At 35.3% G+C, this 17,879-nt stretch carries 15 protein-coding genes; 6 read left to right on the top strand and 9 right to left on the bottom strand.

Annotated features, from left to right (window positions below; translation table 11 throughout):
* Positions 1-81 precede the first annotated feature (81 nt).
* Together KMW28_RS02055 and KMW28_RS02050 are read left to right on the top strand one after the other, a co-directional pair.
* Entirely contained in the window at positions 82-735 is a 654-nt protein-coding gene (locus KMW28_RS02055) for a Rossmann-fold NAD(P)-binding domain-containing protein (protein ID WP_066210526.1), read from the top strand.
* Positions 736-801: 66 nt separating this feature from the next.
* Positions 802-3,267, top strand: coding sequence for a DUF6089 family protein (locus KMW28_RS02050; protein WP_169667023.1), 2,466 nt, complete (start codon positions 802-804; stop codon positions 3,265-3,267).
* Positions 3,268-3,314: 47 nt separating this feature from the next.
* Here the strand turns inward: KMW28_RS02050 and KMW28_RS02045 are convergent, their stop codons facing one another.
* The 8 genes from KMW28_RS02045 to KMW28_RS02010 all read right to left on the bottom strand — a co-directional run bounded on the left by KMW28_RS02045 (position 3,315) and on the right by KMW28_RS02010 (position 12,085).
* On the bottom strand, positions 3,315-4,394 hold the full coding sequence (locus tag KMW28_RS02045) for a PCMD domain-containing protein (RefSeq protein ID WP_169667025.1): 1,080 nt from the start codon (positions 4,392-4,394) through the stop codon (positions 3,315-3,317).
* Between the two features lie 4 nt (positions 4,395-4,398).
* Complete coding sequence (locus tag KMW28_RS02040; protein WP_066210532.1) at positions 4,399-5,121, bottom strand: outer membrane beta-barrel protein; 723 nt, start codon at positions 5,119-5,121, stop codon at positions 4,399-4,401.
* 126 nt (positions 5,122-5,247) lie between these two features.
* Positions 5,248-6,072, bottom strand: coding sequence for a DUF6048 family protein (locus KMW28_RS02035; protein WP_260159618.1), 825 nt, complete (start codon positions 6,070-6,072; stop codon positions 5,248-5,250).
* Complete coding sequence (locus KMW28_RS02030) at positions 6,053-7,021, bottom strand: DUF6452 family protein (protein WP_066210534.1); 969 nt, start codon at positions 7,019-7,021, stop codon at positions 6,053-6,055. Before KMW28_RS02030 ends, KMW28_RS02035 begins: the two co-directional genes overlap by 20 nt.
* 111 nt (positions 7,022-7,132) lie before the next feature.
* Positions 7,133-7,780, bottom strand: coding sequence for a DNA alkylation repair protein (locus tag KMW28_RS02025; RefSeq protein WP_169667028.1), 648 nt, complete (start codon positions 7,778-7,780; stop codon positions 7,133-7,135).
* A gap of 86 nt (positions 7,781-7,866) precedes the next feature.
* A complete protein-coding gene (locus tag KMW28_RS02020; protein ID WP_169667030.1) occupies positions 7,867-9,045 on the bottom strand; it encodes an acetyl-CoA C-acyltransferase in 1,179 nt (392 codons plus the stop codon).
* 46 nt (positions 9,046-9,091) lie between these two features.
* Complete coding sequence (locus KMW28_RS02015) at positions 9,092-11,500, bottom strand: 3-hydroxyacyl-CoA dehydrogenase/enoyl-CoA hydratase family protein (protein ID WP_169667032.1); 2,409 nt, start codon at positions 11,498-11,500, stop codon at positions 9,092-9,094.
* 66 nt (positions 11,501-11,566) lie between these two features.
* Positions 11,567-12,085, bottom strand: coding sequence for a MarR family winged helix-turn-helix transcriptional regulator (locus tag KMW28_RS02010; protein ID WP_169667034.1), 519 nt, complete (start codon positions 12,083-12,085; stop codon positions 11,567-11,569).
* A 275-nt stretch (positions 12,086-12,360) separates the two neighbouring features.
* On the opposite strand from KMW28_RS02010, the gene KMW28_RS02005 reads away from it, so the two are divergent.
* The 4 genes from KMW28_RS02005 to obgE all read left to right on the top strand — a co-directional run bounded on the left by KMW28_RS02005 (position 12,361) and on the right by obgE (position 16,855).
* Positions 12,361-14,142 carry an ABC transporter ATP-binding protein gene (locus KMW28_RS02005; RefSeq protein WP_066210545.1) on the top strand — a complete coding sequence of 594 codons (1,782 nt, stop codon included), beginning with the start codon at positions 12,361-12,363 and terminating at the stop codon, positions 14,140-14,142.
* A gap of 111 nt (positions 14,143-14,253) precedes the next feature.
* Positions 14,254-14,790: an RNA polymerase sigma factor gene (locus tag KMW28_RS02000; protein WP_244994482.1), complete on the top strand. Its 537-nt coding sequence runs from the start codon at positions 14,254-14,256 to the stop codon at positions 14,788-14,790.
* Positions 14,791-14,979: 189 nt separating this feature from the next.
* A complete protein-coding gene (locus tag KMW28_RS01995; protein WP_066210548.1) occupies positions 14,980-15,552 on the top strand; it encodes an adenylate kinase in 573 nt (190 codons plus the stop codon).
* A 202-nt stretch (positions 15,553-15,754) separates the two neighbouring features.
* Entirely contained in the window at positions 15,755-16,855 is a 1,101-nt protein-coding gene (gene obgE, locus KMW28_RS01990; RefSeq protein WP_169667036.1) for a GTPase ObgE, read from the top strand.
* Between the two features lie 161 nt (positions 16,856-17,016).
* On the opposite strand, the gene KMW28_RS01985 is transcribed toward obgE, so the two are convergent.
* A complete protein-coding gene (locus tag KMW28_RS01985; protein ID WP_205958239.1) occupies positions 17,017-17,496 on the bottom strand; it encodes a Dps family protein in 480 nt (159 codons plus the stop codon).
* Between the last annotated feature and the right edge of the window lie 383 nt (positions 17,497-17,879).

The following is a 17,879-nucleotide window of genomic DNA, read 5'->3' as shown; positions in this document are numbered from 1 at the left end:
ACCCCTTATATGTGACAAATGAAAAGGGATTATATACAATTCAATAATTTTTGTATTTTTGAAAGTAGCATTTATAATAATATGGAACATCGAGTTGCACTTGTTATCGGAGGAACTGGTTTGATTGGAACATCGCTGATCGAACAACTCATTGATGATGAAAATTATTCTAAAATCATCTCTATTGCCAGACGTCCTTTAGGAAAACCACACCCAAAAGTTTCTGAGGTGATCACGCATTTGGAGAATATTGATACATTAGAAATAAAAGAAGAGATTAATGATGCCTTCTGTTGTTTAGGAACAACTATGAAAAAAGCAGGGTCAAAAGAGGCTTTTTATAAAGTGGATCACGATTATGTTCTTGCCTTTGCTGATTTATCAAAAAAGCTAAATGTACACTCATTTAATGTGATTACTGCAATGGGTAGTAATAAGAATTCAAAAGTCTATTACAATAAAGTAAAAGGTGAAGTACAAGATCATCTAATTAAGTTAGACTTTGATGTACTAAATATTTACCAACCTTCGTTATTACTTGGAGAAAGAGATGAAAATCGTTTAGGTGAGGATGTAGGTAAGATTCTTAACAAAGTACTACGTCCTATTATACCCAAAAAATATCAAGGAATTGATGGAAGTAAAGTTGCAAAAAGTATGATTAAAACAGCTTTGGAGTCTAATAAAAAACTCAATATTCTTACTTCCGATCAACTTCAATCTTTAGGTCAGTAGACATACATATTCATCGTTTGTTATTTAACTTTCTTTCTACTATCACTTTTTAGTTTCTATTTTTTTATGAACTATTACAACAGCGGTCTGAAACTACTAATTACTTCTATAATTACCCTTGTAGTTACATTTTCTGTGTCAGCACAAAATAAGGTGAATAAAAACTTTGCTCCCTCCACGGATAAGCATTGGGCCTTGACCATTTTTGGCGGATGGGGAAATTATTTTGGAGACCTCACTCCTTCCCGTTCTCCATTTTCTACTCAGTGGAATATGAAAGGAGGTAGCTTTGGTACAGCCTTGGAAAAAAGGTTAACTCATCGTTTCTCCGTTCGTGCAGAAGCAAGTTGGACCCGAATCAACGGCGATGACGCACAAACAGCTGAAATAGGCTCTTTTGAATACAATAGAAATTTACATTTCAGAAACGATCTATTTCAGTTATCTGGTTTGGTTCAAATAGATATTCTCCCTCATACAGGTCACTTTTCACAAAGACGTTTGGTTTCCCCCTATGTAGTAACAGGAGCAACTTTGCTTTTTCATACTCCAGAAGGTATGACCACCATGCAATATGGAAATACTTGGGTGGATTTAAGACCACTAGGCACAGAAGGACAAGGAAAACAAAATACAAGACCACTTTACGGAACTTCTGCATTGGCCATCCCTTTTGGTATTGGTGCTAATTTTAAAATCAACGAACGACTAGATCTTGGCGTTGAATGGATGGCTCGATTCACCTCAACAGATTACTTGGACGATGTCAGTAGATCTTATGTTGGTGATGTTCATTTCGGGAATAATCAAGTAGCAGCTGCAATGGCTGATCGCTCAAGAGAAAGTGTTGCAGTACTTACGGGGCAACCTAGGGTAGTTCCTGATCAAAGATTTAGCCCTGGTGACAAAAGAGGAAGTAATAATACAAATGATGGTTATAGCACTGTTTCGTTTCGTCTAAAGTATATATTATCAAAAAATAAGGCTCCTAAAGATTTATCTTGGCTGCATAAAAGCAACGAAACTTATATTCCTATGTCGATGAGTAGGAGTAAAAGATCTAAAAAGTCATCATCAAGAAATAATTCTGAATTTTCGAAGTACAAAGATCGCTATTCAATTCAAAATCTAGCTATCAATACAGAAGGCTCTGAAAAGTCTCCTAACTTCTATTATGGTGGAATCATTTATGCCACAGATAGAAACGATAGAAAACATTTCAATAAGAGAAGTAGAAAGTCATATTACAATCTTTACTATGCGCCTTTGCACGATTTATACAGAAATGAGCAAACACGTCCCGTAAACATTGACACTACTTTCTTAAGCAAATTCCATCATCATTCTGCCTTTCAAATTAATGATGAGCAGGTAATCGCAACTATGTATTCAGCTGACTTACCAAATACAGAAGTAGCTCAACACAAGCTATTTTTGATGGATATTTTAGGTGAAAACGTATGGAAAGAAAGTAAAGAACTACCTTTTAATAACGAACATTACTCTATCTCCGAGCCTACTTTTAGCAAAGACGGTAACTTAATGTACTTTGTATCTGATATGGATGGAGGCTATGGTGGTACAGATATTTATATAAGTTATTTATATAAAGGTCAGTGGACCTACCCCATCAATGCAGGTCCAGTGGTTAATAGTGAAGGTGATGAAGTTAGTCCATTTATACATCAAGATGGAACTTTATATTTCGCTTCGGATGGTCATGATGGAATGGGTGGCTTAGATGTTTATGAATGTATTATGAAAGATGGGCAGCCATTTGATATCGCCAACTTAGGTGAACCAATCAATTCTGAATACGATGATTATGGTTTGATCTTAAATACAGTAAAGAGAGTTGGATATTTTACTTCTAATAGATTAGGCGGTAAAGGTGGCAACGATATTTATCAGTTAAATGTAAAAGAAATAAATGTTTCCAGATTACTAACTGATGACCATAAAAACTTATTTGTTGTTGAAGAGATGAAACTGAAAGGAAAAGTCATTTCTAAAGACACCAAATCTCCTCTAGCTAAAATAATGGTCAGCTTAAAAAATAAAGAGACCAAAGCCTTAGTGACCAAAAGAACAGATAATAACGGTTACTTTGAATTTAATATTTCTAACGAATCCAATTACGAGATATTCCCATCAGCATTTGGTTATAAACGTATGAAGGCAACTGAAATATCTACAGTAGGTATATTTGGTGTCGGCGAAATTGATCAGACATTAGTGATTGAACCTTTAGAGAAAAAGGTAAAACTATATGGCAAAGTAACCAATAAAGAAACGGGCGAAGTGCTTAGAAATATAGAGTTAGTGATTATATCTCCTAACGAAGAACAAAACTTATATGTAAAATCCGATAATGAAGGAAATTACAAATTAGAAATCGATAAGAATAAGCGTTATTTCTTCTTTGTCGAAGAAGATGGATTTGAGAAAAAGAATTATGCTATTCCTGATCTTTCTAAATTTAGAACGGTGAAAACGATGAAGTATAATATTAAGTTGGCGCCGAAAAAATAAAGCTAAAAAAGCCTATCATTTTTCATTTATGATAGGCTTTTTTAATCTTATTCATATTGAAGAGCAAAATTATCTATTTCTAATATACTACCTGCTGCACCTGTAAAATCATCTCCTAAAGCACTTGCAGAATATACTATAATTATATGAGTCGGAAACTCTGAAGCATCTGCAAAACCAGTTTCAACTTCATCTTCATATTGATTTAAACCTGTGTAAGAAGGTGCATTTTCGGGTAATTCTCCATAGTGAATATCCAGTTTCAAATTTGTCCAATCAGACACCGTCTCACCACTTCTATGCCATGCTGTTCCTAATCTCAATCTCGTTCCATCATCTTTACGAACTTGAAGCAGTACATAAATATCACACTCGTCATTTCCAGTTGAAGGTTGACTATTTACTCTATAATCAGTTCCAGGGGTATATTTATAATCCACAGAAAATGAAATTGGCTTACTTCCAAAATTTCTACCAAAGTTGATGTTCTTTCTTGGGTTATTAAGATCTAAACTACCATCAGTAAATTTCCCAGAAAAAACACTCGCAGCCGATAAGACTTCTATTAGTGGGGGAAGACCTGTAATTTTAGTTTCCATGTGAATATATTGACCAGTAGGTCCATCCGCTGGATTAACTAAAATTTGACCTCCAGTATTTGATCCTCTATTAGGAGTATCCCAATATTGTGCACCTGTTGACTCACTCCCTGGACCAGGTTGTTGATATGAACCTACAGTATACCATTCCTCATAATCAGCATTTGGTATTTCATCATTTTGAGCTTCCGCGATTACTTTCCAATTCTGAATTGAGCCATCTTCAGCCGTTACAACATAAGTTACTGTATCTCTAAAATCTTGTTTCTCTCCAACTCCGGGTTTAATAGTAGCCAAACTAGATAGTTTAATTTCAGTTGGAGCTAAGTTCGATCGATCAGCAGTTTTATTTACTGGAACTATTATTAATGAATTTACTGAGTCTATTTCTGAAGGAGAACCCGTTTGATCTTCTAAAGAAAAGATGATAATTTGATTTTCATTTAGTAAACCAAAATAATCCCAATCTATACAAGATGTAAACACAACTACCATAGTAGTGAACATCAAATAATTTAATTTTTTCATATCTCTAGAAATAATAAGCTACAGCAAGTTTAATTTGTAATAAATTGACTTTAAAGTCTAAGTCAAAATCAGTTCTTTGTGATTCTTCTGTGTAATTTTTAACTGATTTACTATGGTCCATTTCTAATCCTAATAGACCCACTGAAGCTTCAAAAGCAAAACCATCAGTAATAAATGCGGCTAAACCGGGTTGAATACCTATACCTAATGTAATTCGATCAGTCTTTACTTTATCAGTTTCTTCATTAGCTTCTGTTTGTTTTAAACTTGTTCCAAAACCAACTTGTAAAGCTGTCTGATTAAAAATACTAAACCTTCTATTCTTTGATAACGGAATATAATTTCTGATATATGGTGCAATGTAATATCCCTGACCCACTGATTTCAAATGAGTTCTTATATTATTAGCAGTATAGATTTCATCTTTTTCTTGACGGTTGTAAGAAAATTCAACCCCCACCATAAAAAAGTCTTTAATGAAATAACCACCTTGAGTACCTATTTCAAAACTTCCATTGTCTTGTGAATGTAACTGCCTAATAAATTGGTCTTCATCTGTAGCATTACTGGATGACACTTGAACTGTTAAAGAGGTATACCATTGTCCTCTATTTTCATTAGCATTAAAATCTAACAACCTTGGGTCTGCATCAGAAGTCGAACTTTCTTGTGCCCAAAGGAAACCTCCAAAAAAGAGTAATAAGATTGTAAAAAGTAGTTTTTTCATGAATGATTGTAAAAAGAGTAAGTATAAATCCGAGTTCAACGAACTCTGATGATCAGGTTTTACAAAATAGTTTTTGAAGAGAAGTAAAACCTAATACAATTAGATATAATTTAAGATAGTAAATATCTATCTTCTTCTAGGTCTTTCTTGAGTATAAATTGGGAATAAAGGTATTCTATATAATAATCGATATTGAAAATTAAGTCTAGAACGATCATCTTTATTGAAATACCAACCAGGGATATCATTTTTAGTAATTGCAGTATCAGGAAAGTCTTTTTTGATATTGTAGGCAAAACCGAAGTCGGCAGTTAGGCCTTTCCATAAAGCTAAACGTAAACTGACTACAAACTCAAACCAATCCACATTCACATTTTTCTCTGTTAAACTTTTTAAGGTTGCCCCTTCATCCCAATAGCCATTTCCTGTACTGTAGTAATCTGCTGATTGATCGAATCTAGAATTCGCATATTTCAAACCAATAGACAAACCACTATCTACAGAAGCACGACGCATTAGGTTATATTCAATTCCAAAACGATAAAAATTTCCTACAGATTGATAGTTAAAAACATTAGTTTCTACACTACTTCTTGTTCTATCCATATAACCGTATTCTGCAGTAATATACCACATGTTACGAATCATAACATCTCCATAAAAAGTATAGGCAGTCATTCCTTCATCTGTTAATGAAGTGACAAGTGGTCTTAAATCTGTTCCTAATCGGATACCTGATAAAACAAAGTAACCAGATCCTTTCGGTTGACCTTTCTTATTTAAAGGCCAATCGATAACCGTCGTATCTTGCTCTACTAAAGCAGAATCAGCTGCCTGATCCGCGGCATCAATATCATCATCTAACGTTTGTGCAAATCCTTCGATATTGAATAAACACATCGTCAAGATGAAAATAAATGAATATGTATTTTTAATTAAATAACTTAACATTCGGGAAATCAGGATTAGTGTTTACTGTCTTTCTATCAACTTCCATTCTTTGGAAAATAGAATCTATAGGAAAGACAAAGTTATCTCCTTCTACATTATTACTTACCAAAGTTACCGAACCTGTACCATTTGTAAAAATACATCCGGTTTCATCATCATTTATTACGGTAGAATTATTAAATCTTACTTTTAATTCCTGAGTAATCGTGTTCGGGTCACTATCATCTTCACCAATTCTAAACTCAAATACAGTGGTAGTATCAGATTCTAAAGGTAAATTAATTGTACTAAACTTATCTGCATCAGTGTAAATAGGATCTGAATCTCTACCTTTAACATGTATAGAGGTAAACTGTAACTCTCTCGGATTATTCGTTTTTATATCATAAAAAGTAACAATCAAATTTCTACTAGCTGTTTTAATATCAGCATCGCATATATCAATTAAAAATTGAATATTTTCATTGATAGTATCGGCCGATACCGTATTATTTACCACTACAACAGAATCGAACAATGCTCCTTGTACTCCACTATACGACGATTGACCGGGTTGAGAAGGATCTCTTGATACTCCTAAACCAGTAAACTGCTCAAAAGCACCACAATCAGGACCATTCACTTTTACTGATGTCGAATAATCAATATAAGTTGTATCCGCCAACCCTGAAGTTATAAACGAAAACCCAGTCTGACGCTCAGTTACTTTCAACGGCAATAAAATCTTTTGATTTGATAACTGAGGAATATTTGCTCCCCCAATACCATTAATCGACTCAAAAGTAATATTTACTGCTGTTGTCGGATTATTTTTATCATAAAAAGCCCCTAATGCATATGATGATGGATTAGAAAAGGCGTCACAATCTCTACAAGAAGGTGTTACTAAAAAAATAAATAGAGGTAAAAAGGATAATACATACCTCTTCAAATTGTTTTTAAAGTTCATGGAACAAAGTTAAAAGTCATTTCTCAATATAAAAGGATTTATTGAGGTTAACTTTTCGATAAAATCAAAAAGATAGAAACATTAAGATAGTGTCTCGTATTCTTATGACACTTATAGTCCTCTTTTGGACGTTTCAATTCTGATAAACTCTGGTAAATAATTCGGAGTACACCCTTTAGGAGCCTTCTCCTCTTTATATAATCCGATATTTTCTCCAATAGAAATACAACGATCTCTATATTCTTTTTCGTAGATACCAATCCATGCTGCTGTAAAGTTCATGGCCCATTGCACCTCAGGAGGTTCGTTTAGTATATCAGCTTCTAGCTTATCAATTAACTCTTTAGAGTTGGATGGTGGTGTTTTTCCTGTCCATCTCAATCTTGCTTGATAATACCAGAACAATCTTCTCTGCAATGCAGATGGACTATCTTCCCAAGATTCCATCAACCCAATCAACTTTTTATTTTTGGTTAACTGATTCGCCATCAACCAATCAATCATTTGTGTTTTTTCCTTTTGAGGGTGTTGTTCTTGTATGTCCTTATCTAACTGATTAATGACCTCTTGATCCAATTTTGCCTTATCCAATATCAAAATAGCTAATTGACGAGGAAAGAATTCCGGAATTGTCCATAACTCCAACGCCATTTCATGGTCTTTCTTTATCTCCTTCGCTAACTTCTTGATATCACCTAGTTTGGTCTTATCTGAATTAATTTGATCGTAAATCGATTGTGTTTTCTCTGATAACTTCATCCTATAAATATATCATTTATAAAATAAAAAAGAGCACTCCGAAGAATGCTCTTTTTATAACTTTCAAATTATATATTATGGCTATATTATTTCAATAACTCATAGATACCCGCTACACCTTGGCCTCCACCTACACAGGCAGTTACCATTCCGTATTTCTGATTACGACGACGCATCTCGTTAAATAATTGAACGGATAACTTGGCTCCAGTACAACCTAGTGGGTGACCTAAAGCAATCGCTCCACCATTCACATTTATGATGTTCGGATCGATATCAATGTTTTTGATTACGGCAAGAGATTGAGCAGCAAAGGCTTCGTTCAATTCTACTTGCTCGATATCAGATGCTTTAAGACCTGCTTGTGCTAAAGCTCTTGGAATAGCTTCAACAGGACCAATACCCATGATTCTTGGATCTACCCCTGCCGATGCATAAGATACCATTCTAGCGATTGGCTCTAACTTTAACTCTTTCACCATACGCTCTGACATCACCATCACAAAAGCAGCACCATCTGATGTTTGAGAAGAGTTACCAGCAGTTACTTGACCACCTTGTTTGAATGCAGGCTTTAATCTACCTAAACCAGAAACATCTGATGGACGAGGTCCTTCATCTGTATCTACTACAAACTCTCTTGTCTTTTTGCGATCTCCTTCCAAATACGTTTCTTTCACAGTAATTGGAACGATTTCGTCTTTAAATTTACCTTCCTTGATCGCTGCCAAAGCTTTTTCGTGTGATTTTACTGCAAACTCATCTGCTTCATCACGATCAATTCCGTATTCTTTTGCTACTTCCTCAGCCGTCAATCCCATGTTCAAGTAGTATTGAGGTGTTTCTGTAGCTATCTTATAGTTTAATCCAGTTTTGTATCCCATCATTGGTACCATCGACATCGATTCTGTACCACCTGCGATAATACAATCAGCCATACCTGCTCTAATTTTAGCAGTCGCCATGGAAATTGTTTCCACACCAGAACCACAGTAACGGTTTACTGTAACACCTGGCACTTTTAAATTATCTGGAGCAAATGCCAATAACGAAATCATTCTCGCCATTTGCATACCTTGTTCTGCTTCAGGAATCGCACAACCTACAATTAGGTCGTCGATTCTAGTTGGATCCAAAGCGGGAACACTTTGGACTAGATGTTGGATAACATCTGCTGCTAAATCGTCAGGACGTGTGAATCGAAATCCCCCTTTTTTCGCCTTGCCGATCGCTGTTCTATAACCTGCTACGATATAAGCTTCCATTGTCTTTTAATTAATGATCTGTGGTTAATTTTTGATGATGAATTAATTAGTTTCTTAAAGGTTTACCCTTGAAAATAATACTCTGGATACGCTCCAATGTTTTCTTTTCACCCGATAAACTTAAGAATGCCTCACGCTCTAAATCCAGTAAATACTGCTCAGACACATAAGTAGGTGATGATAAATCGCCACCATTAATTACATAATTTAGCTTTCTAGCAATCTTTGCATCATGCTCTGAAGCCCAATTTGCATACTCCATTCCAGCAATACCTGCTTCGAATAAAGCCATGCCACCACGACCTTGTACTTTAATATCTTTACGCTGATTTTTCTCTGCATAACCAAGAGCGGATAACTCCAATACTCTTGTTTTAGCATCTGCAATCACACGTTTACGGTTAAGCGTTATTCTCGATGCTTCGTTCATGAAGCCCATGTCTCTCATCTCTTCTGCTGAAGTCGCTACTTTAGCAGTCGCAATGCTCATAAATGCATCTTGAAGACGGTTGTATTCTGGGTCACCCGATTTTAAGTGATCCGATACACGAAGTGCCATTTCTTTGGTACCTCCACCGGCTGGAATTAAACCAACACCTACTTCTACTAGACCCATATACGTTTCGGCGTGTGCTTGTACAGCATCACAATGCATCGAAAGTTCACATCCACCACCTAATGCCAAGCCAGATGTGGCCGCAACAACAGGTACAGAAGAATAACGTGCTCTCATCATTGTTTTCTGGAATTGAGCAATCATCAAGTTGATTTCATCGTATTCCTGATCACAAGCAAACATAAATAACATGGCAAGGTTAGCACCTGCTGAGAAATTCGCAGATTCGTTACCAATCACAACACCTTTCCATCCTTGATCTTCAGCGATAGAAATTGCTGTATTGATACCTTCCAAGTTTTCTTGTCCTAGGGCATTCATTTTAGTATGGAACTCTAAGTTCAATACGCCATCGCCGATATCGAATAATGTTGCTCCTGGGTTGCTCCAAACTACATTTTCTTCTCTTAGTGTTTCTAACATCACTAGAGACTCAGTACCTGGAACCACTTTATATGATTTCGTAGGGATATCGTAATAATATCTCTGACGACCTTCATTTTTATAGAAAGAGGTATGACCTGCTTCAAGCATTTCGTACACCCATGCAGCAGGCTTCTCTCCAGCTGCTTCCATTTTTTCTACAGTGCCTTTAACTCCAAGAATATCCCATGTTTCAAATGGACCTAATTCCCAAGCAAAACCTGCAGCTACTGCTTCATCAATTCTGAATAACTCATCCGCAATTTCTGGAATACGGTTCGAGCAGTAACGGAATACATCAAAGAATGTTTTACGGTAGAAATCTCCCGCTTTGTCTTCAAAGTTTAGAAGAATTGGAAGACGTTTTCTTAGGTTATCGATATCTTTCACTGCCTCTAAAGCTTTAAACTTCGCTCTAGTTTTTGGTTGATATTCGAATGTTTCAAGATTCAATTCAAGAATGACTTTCTTACCTTTCTCGTCTTTTGTCTTTTTGTAATAACCTTGCTTAGTCTTATCGCCATACCATTGTCTATCGTTCAATTCGCTAACGATTTTAGGTAATACGAAACGTTCTTTTGATTCATCTTCTGGCAAACCTGCATGCAAATTATTCGATACTTTAACCATAGTATCCAAACCAACGACATCACTTGTACGGAATGTTGCTGATTTTGCTCTACCAATAATAGGACCTGTAAGTTTGTCTACCTCGCCAACAGATAATCCCATTTCTTGGATGGTATGCATACCCGACATAATTGCGTAAACGCCAATACGGTTGGCAATAAATGCAGGTGTATCTTTACATAAAACAGTTTCTTTACCTAATTGAACATCACCATAGTTCATCAAGAAATCGACCACGTCTTGATCTGTTGATGGGCCTGGAATGATTTCCAATAATCTTAGGTAACGCGGAGGGTTAAAGAAGTGAGTGCCACAGAAGTTTTTCACAAAATCTTCACTTCTGCCTTCACACATAAATTTCATCGGGATACCCGAAGTATTTGATGTGATCAGTGTACCTGGCTTTCTGTATTTTTCTACTTCCTCGAATACTTTCTTTTTGATATCCAAGTTTTCCACAACTACTTCAATGGTCCAATCACACGATGCGATTTTAGACATATCGTCTGTAAAGTTACCTGTGGTAATAAGTCTTTCTACTCCTTTTTTGTATACAGGAGCCGGTTTTGATTTTAAAGCTGTTTTAAGAGCATCGTTTACTATTTTATTACGAAAAGCTTTGCTTTCCATAGTAAGCCCTTTGGCTGCTTCAGCCTCTGATAATTCTCTAGGTACAATGTCTAATAATAGAACTTCGACACCTACATTCGCAAAGTGACATGCGATACGCGACCCCATAACTCCGGAGCCAAGTACTGCTACTTTCCTGATAGTTCTTTTCTTCATCGGTTTACCGATTTGTGTTGTTTATTTATGTGTATTCAAAATTGAATCGAGATAGATAGTATCATATTATTTGTTGAGATTGTCTTCTGTGATACCGTATTCTTTTAAACGGTCTCTAATCTCATCAAACATATGATTTTTAGGGTCTTTAATGACATCATTAATTTGATCCATCACATGAAAAAAAACGCCTAATTCGTCTAAGGAAACTTTCTCTTCTACTCTTCTCTGAAAAACCTTTACCGTCTGTTTCGACATTTCGCGTTTGGCTTGTCCGTAATCAGTCAACTTGATAATCACCTTACGTTTGTCGTGTTTATCAGGTATTCTAACTATTAAACCTTTTTCTTCGAAATTTTTAAGCATTCTGGTCAAACTCCTTGCTTCCATACCCATCAAAGGAGCAATTTTAGTCGCGGGCGTTCCATCTACCGGATCAATATTCAACAATACGAATCCTATAGAATGGGAAATATCATAAGGTGCACCTAATAGGTTATACATCTTCGAAATTCCTAACCAAGTGGCTTTGATACTTAAGTCGACCGACTGCTTCTTTTTTTCAGATCTGCGCAATCCCTCCATGCTTTCATTTTTACTTTTGTGATGTATTGTTTGGTGTGTGTGTTTGTCAAATATAGAAATAAAAGGTATGCAAGCATAACATTTTTAGATAAAATATTAAATCTTATTTAGAATTTACCCTTCAGATATAAAATTTTCATGATTTTAAGTTTAAAATTTCCTTATCCAAACCTCTCTTTACATTCATGTTTAAACTATTTGGTTACATTTGTGTTTCGATATTTTGTGACAACAATTATCCCTATTATCTTTCAAAAAAGATTTCTTAAAGAAGCATGAAAGAACTCGCTTTCTTAAATAAATACATTATTCGATATGGTTTTAGGCTGACCCTTGGGATCATCTTCATGATCATATCAAACATTTTTGCCATTGCACCCGCACAAGTTGTACGTTACGCTCTTGATCTAGTTATTGATACTTTCAAGACACAAGAGCTATTGAAAGGATCAGCAGAACATACTGTTTTTGTAGATGATTTCTTTCAAACGGTACTTCTTTACGGAGGGATCATTGTATTGATGGCCCTTATGAGAGGCGTATTCTTATTTCTTGTTCGTCAGACTATCATTGTGATGTCGCGTTTGATAGAATACGATTTGAAAAATGATATCTTCGAGCATTATCAAAAACTCTCTTTGAGCTTCTACAGAAAGAACAATACTGGCGATTTGATGGCAAGAATCTCTGAAGATGTAAGTAAAGTGAGAATGTATTTAGGACCTGCTATCATGTATTCAATCAACATGATCATTTCCTTTATTCTGACCATTGGTATCATGTTAAGTATCAATGTTCATCTTACTTTCTGGGCTTTATTTCCTCTTCCTCTTTTATCGATCAGTATTTACTTCGTCAATAATATCATCAATAAGAAGTCTGAATTGATACAGCAACAGCTGTCTTCGATGTCGACTTTTGTACAAGAAGCTTTTTCTGGAATTCGAGTGATTAAAGCTTTTGTAAGAGAAAACGAATCGCTCTCACAATTTGATGAAAACGCTACAGAATACCAGAACAGACAACTAGAGTTAGCCAAAGTGAACTCGATGTTCTACCCTTTGATGTTGTTCCTCATCGGTCTATCGACTATCCTTACGGTATATGTTGGTGGTATAGAAGTAGAAAAAGGTACGATCACTGCGGGTGTAATTGCCGAATTTATTATGTATGTAACGTTGCTTACATGGCCTGTCACCTCTTTAGGATGGGTAACAAGTATTGTACAACGAGCAGCTGCCTCTCAGAAAAGAATTAATGAGTTTTTAAACGAAACTCCAGATATAGTTTCTACCTCTTCAGAAAAGAAAGATATTAAAGGTAATCTAAAATTCGATAAAGTTTCTTTGGTCTATCCTGACTCTGGAATTAAAGCATTAGATGAATTATCTTTTGAGATTGAATCTGGTAAAACATTAGCGATTTTAGGTACTACAGGATCTGGTAAGAGTACTGTAGCCAACCTTATTTCTCGTCTTTACGATCCTTCATCAGGTACTATTTATATTGATGGAGAAGATCTTAAAGGATATAACCTTCAAGATATCAGATCACAGATTAATATGGCTCCACAAGATGTCTTCCTATTTTCTAATAGCTTAAGAAATAATATTTCTTTTGCTAAGACAGATGCGACAGAAGAAGATATCATTCAAGCTACAAAAGACGCTGGACTTTATGAAAATATCGTTCAGATGGACAAAGGATTGGATACTTTAGTGGGCGAACGTGGTATTACGTTATCTGGTGGTCAAAAACAAAGAACGACGATTGCTAGAGCTATCTTAGGGAATCCTAAAATTTTAGTATTAGACGATAGTCTTTCTGCGGTAGATACGAAAACTGAAAACCTAATTTTAAATAATTTACAGAGGGTAATGAAGAATAAAACTTCTGTAATCATCTCTCACAGAGTTTCTTCTGCAAAATTGGCTGATAAAATAATTGTGCTTCATGAAGGTAAAATTATTGAAGAAGGTACTCATAATGAACTTCTTGAGAAAAAAGGTCATTATAATACCTTATTCGAACAGCAATCTAAAGGGAATAATTTGTAAACATTATTCAATAACTTTTGTATTTTTACCCTCTAGCGTAAGTCTCTTGAAAAATTTTATTGGTTTAAAATAAAAAATTCAAGAACTTCTCTATTCATATGACAATTAAAAGTGACGTCAATAAATTATCAAGAAAACAATCAAGCCCAAATAAATGAAAAAGATTTAAAGTTGCTTTTCGATCAGTATTTCGAAAGTATCCGAAGTTTCATTTATTACAAATTAGGCGATATCGACGCGGCAGAAGATATCGCACAGGAAGCGTATATCAAATTTTGGGAAGCGCGTGAAAAGGTGATCAAAGAAACAGCTAAAACTTACTTATATACGATTGCGAATAATCTTGCGATGAATTACATCAAGCATAATAAAGTGGTGTTACAATTCGAGCAAAAACAAAATAAGAAAGACGGAGAAACAGAAACCAATCCAGAATTTAAGATGGAATTGAATGAGTTTCAACATTCATTGGAAGAAACCATTAATCAGTTGCCAGATAAAAGTAAAGAAGTTTTTTTAATGAATCGTATGGAAGGTTTGACCTATGCGGAAATAAGCGATAGATTAGATGTAAGCATTAAGGCCATAGAAAAAAGAATGAGTAAAGCCCTAAGCATTTTAAGATCAAACCTTAAAATAAATATATAATTCGTATTGCAACCGATTTATATCCAATTCATTGCCATTTTTCTAAATAAACCTTTTTCAAGTACATCAATTTTAAATTAAGAGAACATTATCTTACAATTAATTCGGTATTTTTTTTAGTTTTGCCGTTTAAGGGTATTTCTCTTAATTAAGATGAAGAAATATTTTATACTAAAATAAACTTACAAAATGATCAATCTTGTATTATTTGGCCCTCCGGGTGCTGGTAAAGGTACGCAAAGTGATAAAATCAAAGCGAAGTACGAATTGACTCACCTTTCTACTGGTGATTTACTTCGTGGTGAAATCGCAGCGGGTACTCCACTTGGGCTAAAAGCAAAAGAATTGATGGACCAAGGTCAATTAGTTCCTGATGAAGTAGTTATTGGTATGATCGACTCTAAGATCAAAGAATTTAAAACTGGTAACGGTTTTATCTTTGATGGTTTCCCTCGTACTGTAGCTCAAGCAGAAGCTTTAGACCAATTAATGGCAAGCAATGACATCGCTATTTCTGGTATGGTTGCTTTAGAGGTGGATGAAGAAGAGTTGACAAAACGTATCTTAAAACGTGGTGAGACTTCTGGTCGTACAGATGATCAAAACGAAGATTTGATCCGTAACCGTGTACAGGAGTACAATAACAAAACTGCTCCTGTAGCGAACTTCTACGAAGGTCAAGGTAAATTCAAATCAATTAACGGTGTAGGTACTATCGAAGAAATCTTCGAAAATGCTTGTACTGCAATTGAATCTTTATAGTCTATAATTATACATTATAGAGACAAAAAGCATGAGGCTGGTCCTCGTGCTTTTTTTATGCTCAAAATCTCCGGGTATTAAAAAGATGTTAATAATGTATAGTTTAAAAAAATACATTGTCTAACTTTGCGGTTCGGCTGATATTTAAGCATCAAGTTTATAACTATCAACCACTTATTTATCAAGTAATTAAGATACAGATATGGCATCATCAAATTTTATAGATTACGTTAAAGTCTTTGTCCGCTCTGGTGCAGGAGGAGCAGGTGCGGTTTCTTTCCGTAGAGAAAAGCACGTTCCAAAAGGTGGACCTGATGGAGGAGATGGTGGTCGTGGTGGTCATATCATCTTAAAAGCAGATAAGCAGCACTGGACATTACTTCACCTAAAATACCGTAAACATATTCACGGTTTTAATGGTGTTAGTGGTAGTGGTACAGGTAAAAGTGGTGCTGATGGTGAAGATATTATCCTTCCTGTTCCTCTAGGTACAATTGCCAAAGATGCAGAAACAGGTGAAAAAATCTGTGAGCTGACAGAACCTGGTCAAGAAGTAATCTTGATGAAAGGTGGTAAAGGTGGTTTGGGTAACCGTAATTTCAAAACGGCAACCAACCAAACTCCTAGATACGCTCAACCTGGAGAGGAATGCGAGGAAGCTTGGGTAATTCTTGAGCTTAAAGTACTTGCTGATGTTGGTTTGGTAGGATTCCCTAACGCAGGTAAATCTACTTTACTTTCTGTTCTTTCTGCTGCAAAACCAGAAATTGCAGATTATCCATTCACCACCATGGTTCCTAACCTTGGTGTAATTCCTTACCACGATAACAAATCGTTTATCATGGCCGATATTCCTGGTATTATCGAAGGAGCTGCAGAAGGAAAAGGTTTAGGTATTCGTTTCTTACGTCATATCGAGAGAAACTCGGTACTATTATTTATGGTCCCTGCCGACAGTGAAGATGTGGCTAAGGATTACGAAATTTTAGTCAACGAATTGACAAAGTATAACCCTGAGTTATTGGACAAAAACCGTCTTCTTGCAATTACTAAAAGCGATATGCTGGACGATGAGCTAGAAGATCTTATCAAAGAGACATTACCTGATGGAGTTCCTTATGTATTTATCTCATCAGTAATTCAAAAAGGTATTCCTGAATTAAAAGATCTGCTTTGGGAAGCTATCAATGAAGGTGTTGAAGAAGAGGAAGAAGATTTTGAAGAAGAAGATTACGATCAACCATTAAACGACTATAATCCATATCAAGATAATATTGATTTGGAAAATGAGGCGGACGACTAAGGTTGACCATAAAAATATTTAGAGGAGGTTTTGATATCAAAGCCTCCTTTTTTTGTAAAAACAAAAACCTCAACAATTAAATGTTGAGGCTTTGATTGATAAGTTTGGGTTAATTAAGTCTGTGTCCAAAGTTTGAGATGAAAATTCTAGCAAATTATACTTTAGTTTAACCAAGCATTCAGCATCCAAACGGTTTTCTCTTGCTCACTAATAAGTTCCGAAATTAGTGCAGCTGTACCTTCGTCTTCTGCGTCTCCTGCTTGTGATAAAATCTGTCTTTCAATCTTAAGTAATATCGCTAGATTGTTTCTCACTAATTCTACTGATGATTGATCGTCTACAATATTTTTTCCTTGCTTAATTTCCGATGCTTCGATGTAATCAGAAAATGTATGCAATGGTTGTTCTCCTAATGTCAAAATTCTTTCGGCAATCTCGTCGACTCTATCATTTGCCCCTGTATATAATTCTTCGAATTTAGCGTGTAACTCAAAGAAATTTTTACCTTGAATATTCCAGTGTAAACCTCTTAAATTTTGATAGTACAACTGAAAATTAGCTAATAATGTATTTAATGAACCTGCTAATGATCTTGCAGTTGTCACTTCTAATCCGATTGCGTTGATGTTTATTGTTTCCATTTTTGTATTTGTTTTTGATTGATAACATTACAAAGGTGAGGAAAGTAATTGATAGATGGAAATTATAAATTTTTATATCAATATAAGGTTTGATTATACATCTGTTTTTTTGATAATGGAAGAAGATTGAGGTAGCAGGTAGCAGGTAGCAGGTAGCAAATTTAACGCTCGTTTTAAGTAAGAAGTAAGAGGGAAGAAGTAATACTGGCTCAAATGTTAAGCGCTAGCGACATTTGTGCCTAAAAACGTTAGAGGTCTCCCGACCTCGGTAATAACTAAGGAACTAAGAAACTAAAGGGTGGACTACTTTATCAATTATTGAGGTGGTGAAACCCCTCAATTTAACCATCTAATAATTACCGTCTTATTCATCTCCTCTTCTT

The sequence above is a fragment of the Flammeovirga yaeyamensis genome, from assembly GCF_018736045.1.
GTDB classification, from domain to species: domain Bacteria; phylum Bacteroidota; class Bacteroidia; order Cytophagales; family Flammeovirgaceae; genus Flammeovirga; species Flammeovirga yaeyamensis.
Note: the sequence above shows the minus strand (reverse complement) of the source record. Positions and strands in the feature narration are given on the sequence as shown.

Bases quoted from the DNA above. Each gene is read 5' to 3' on its own strand.
- KMW28_RS01985 (WP_205958239.1), bottom strand. From the start codon at position 17,496: ATGGAAACAATAAACATCAACGCAATCGGATTAGAAGTGACAACTGCA.
- KMW28_RS02015 (WP_169667032.1), bottom strand. From the start codon at position 11,500: ATGAAGAAAAGAACTATCAGGAAAGTAGCAGTACTTGGCTCCGGAGTT.
- KMW28_RS02005 (WP_066210545.1), top strand. From the start codon at position 12,361: ATGAAAGAACTCGCTTTCTTAAATAAATACATTATTCGATATGGTTTT.
- KMW28_RS02055 (WP_066210526.1), top strand. From the start codon at position 82: ATGGAACATCGAGTTGCACTTGTTATCGGAGGAACTGGTTTGATTGGA.
- obgE (WP_169667036.1), top strand. From the start codon at position 15,755: ATGGCATCATCAAATTTTATAGATTACGTTAAAGTCTTTGTCCGCTCT.
- KMW28_RS02010 (WP_169667034.1), bottom strand. From the start codon at position 12,085: ATGGAGGGATTGCGCAGATCTGAAAAAAAGAAGCAGTCGGTCGACTTA.
- KMW28_RS02020 (WP_169667030.1), bottom strand. From the start codon at position 9,045: ATGGAAGCTTATATCGTAGCAGGTTATAGAACAGCGATCGGCAAGGCG.
- KMW28_RS02035 (WP_260159618.1), bottom strand. From the start codon at position 6,072: ATGTTAAGTTATTTAATTAAAAATACATATTCATTTATTTTCATCTTG.
- KMW28_RS02030 (WP_066210534.1), bottom strand. From the start codon at position 7,021: ATGAACTTTAAAAACAATTTGAAGAGGTATGTATTATCCTTTTTACCT.
- KMW28_RS02050 (WP_169667023.1), top strand. From the start codon at position 802: ATGAACTATTACAACAGCGGTCTGAAACTACTAATTACTTCTATAATT.
- KMW28_RS02025 (WP_169667028.1), bottom strand. From the start codon at position 7,780: ATGAAGTTATCAGAGAAAACACAATCGATTTACGATCAAATTAATTCA.
- KMW28_RS01995 (WP_066210548.1), top strand. From the start codon at position 14,980: ATGATCAATCTTGTATTATTTGGCCCTCCGGGTGCTGGTAAAGGTACG.
- KMW28_RS02040 (WP_066210532.1), bottom strand. From the start codon at position 5,121: ATGAAAAAACTACTTTTTACAATCTTATTACTCTTTTTTGGAGGTTTC.
- KMW28_RS02045 (WP_169667025.1), bottom strand. From the start codon at position 4,394: ATGAAAAAATTAAATTATTTGATGTTCACTACTATGGTAGTTGTGTTT.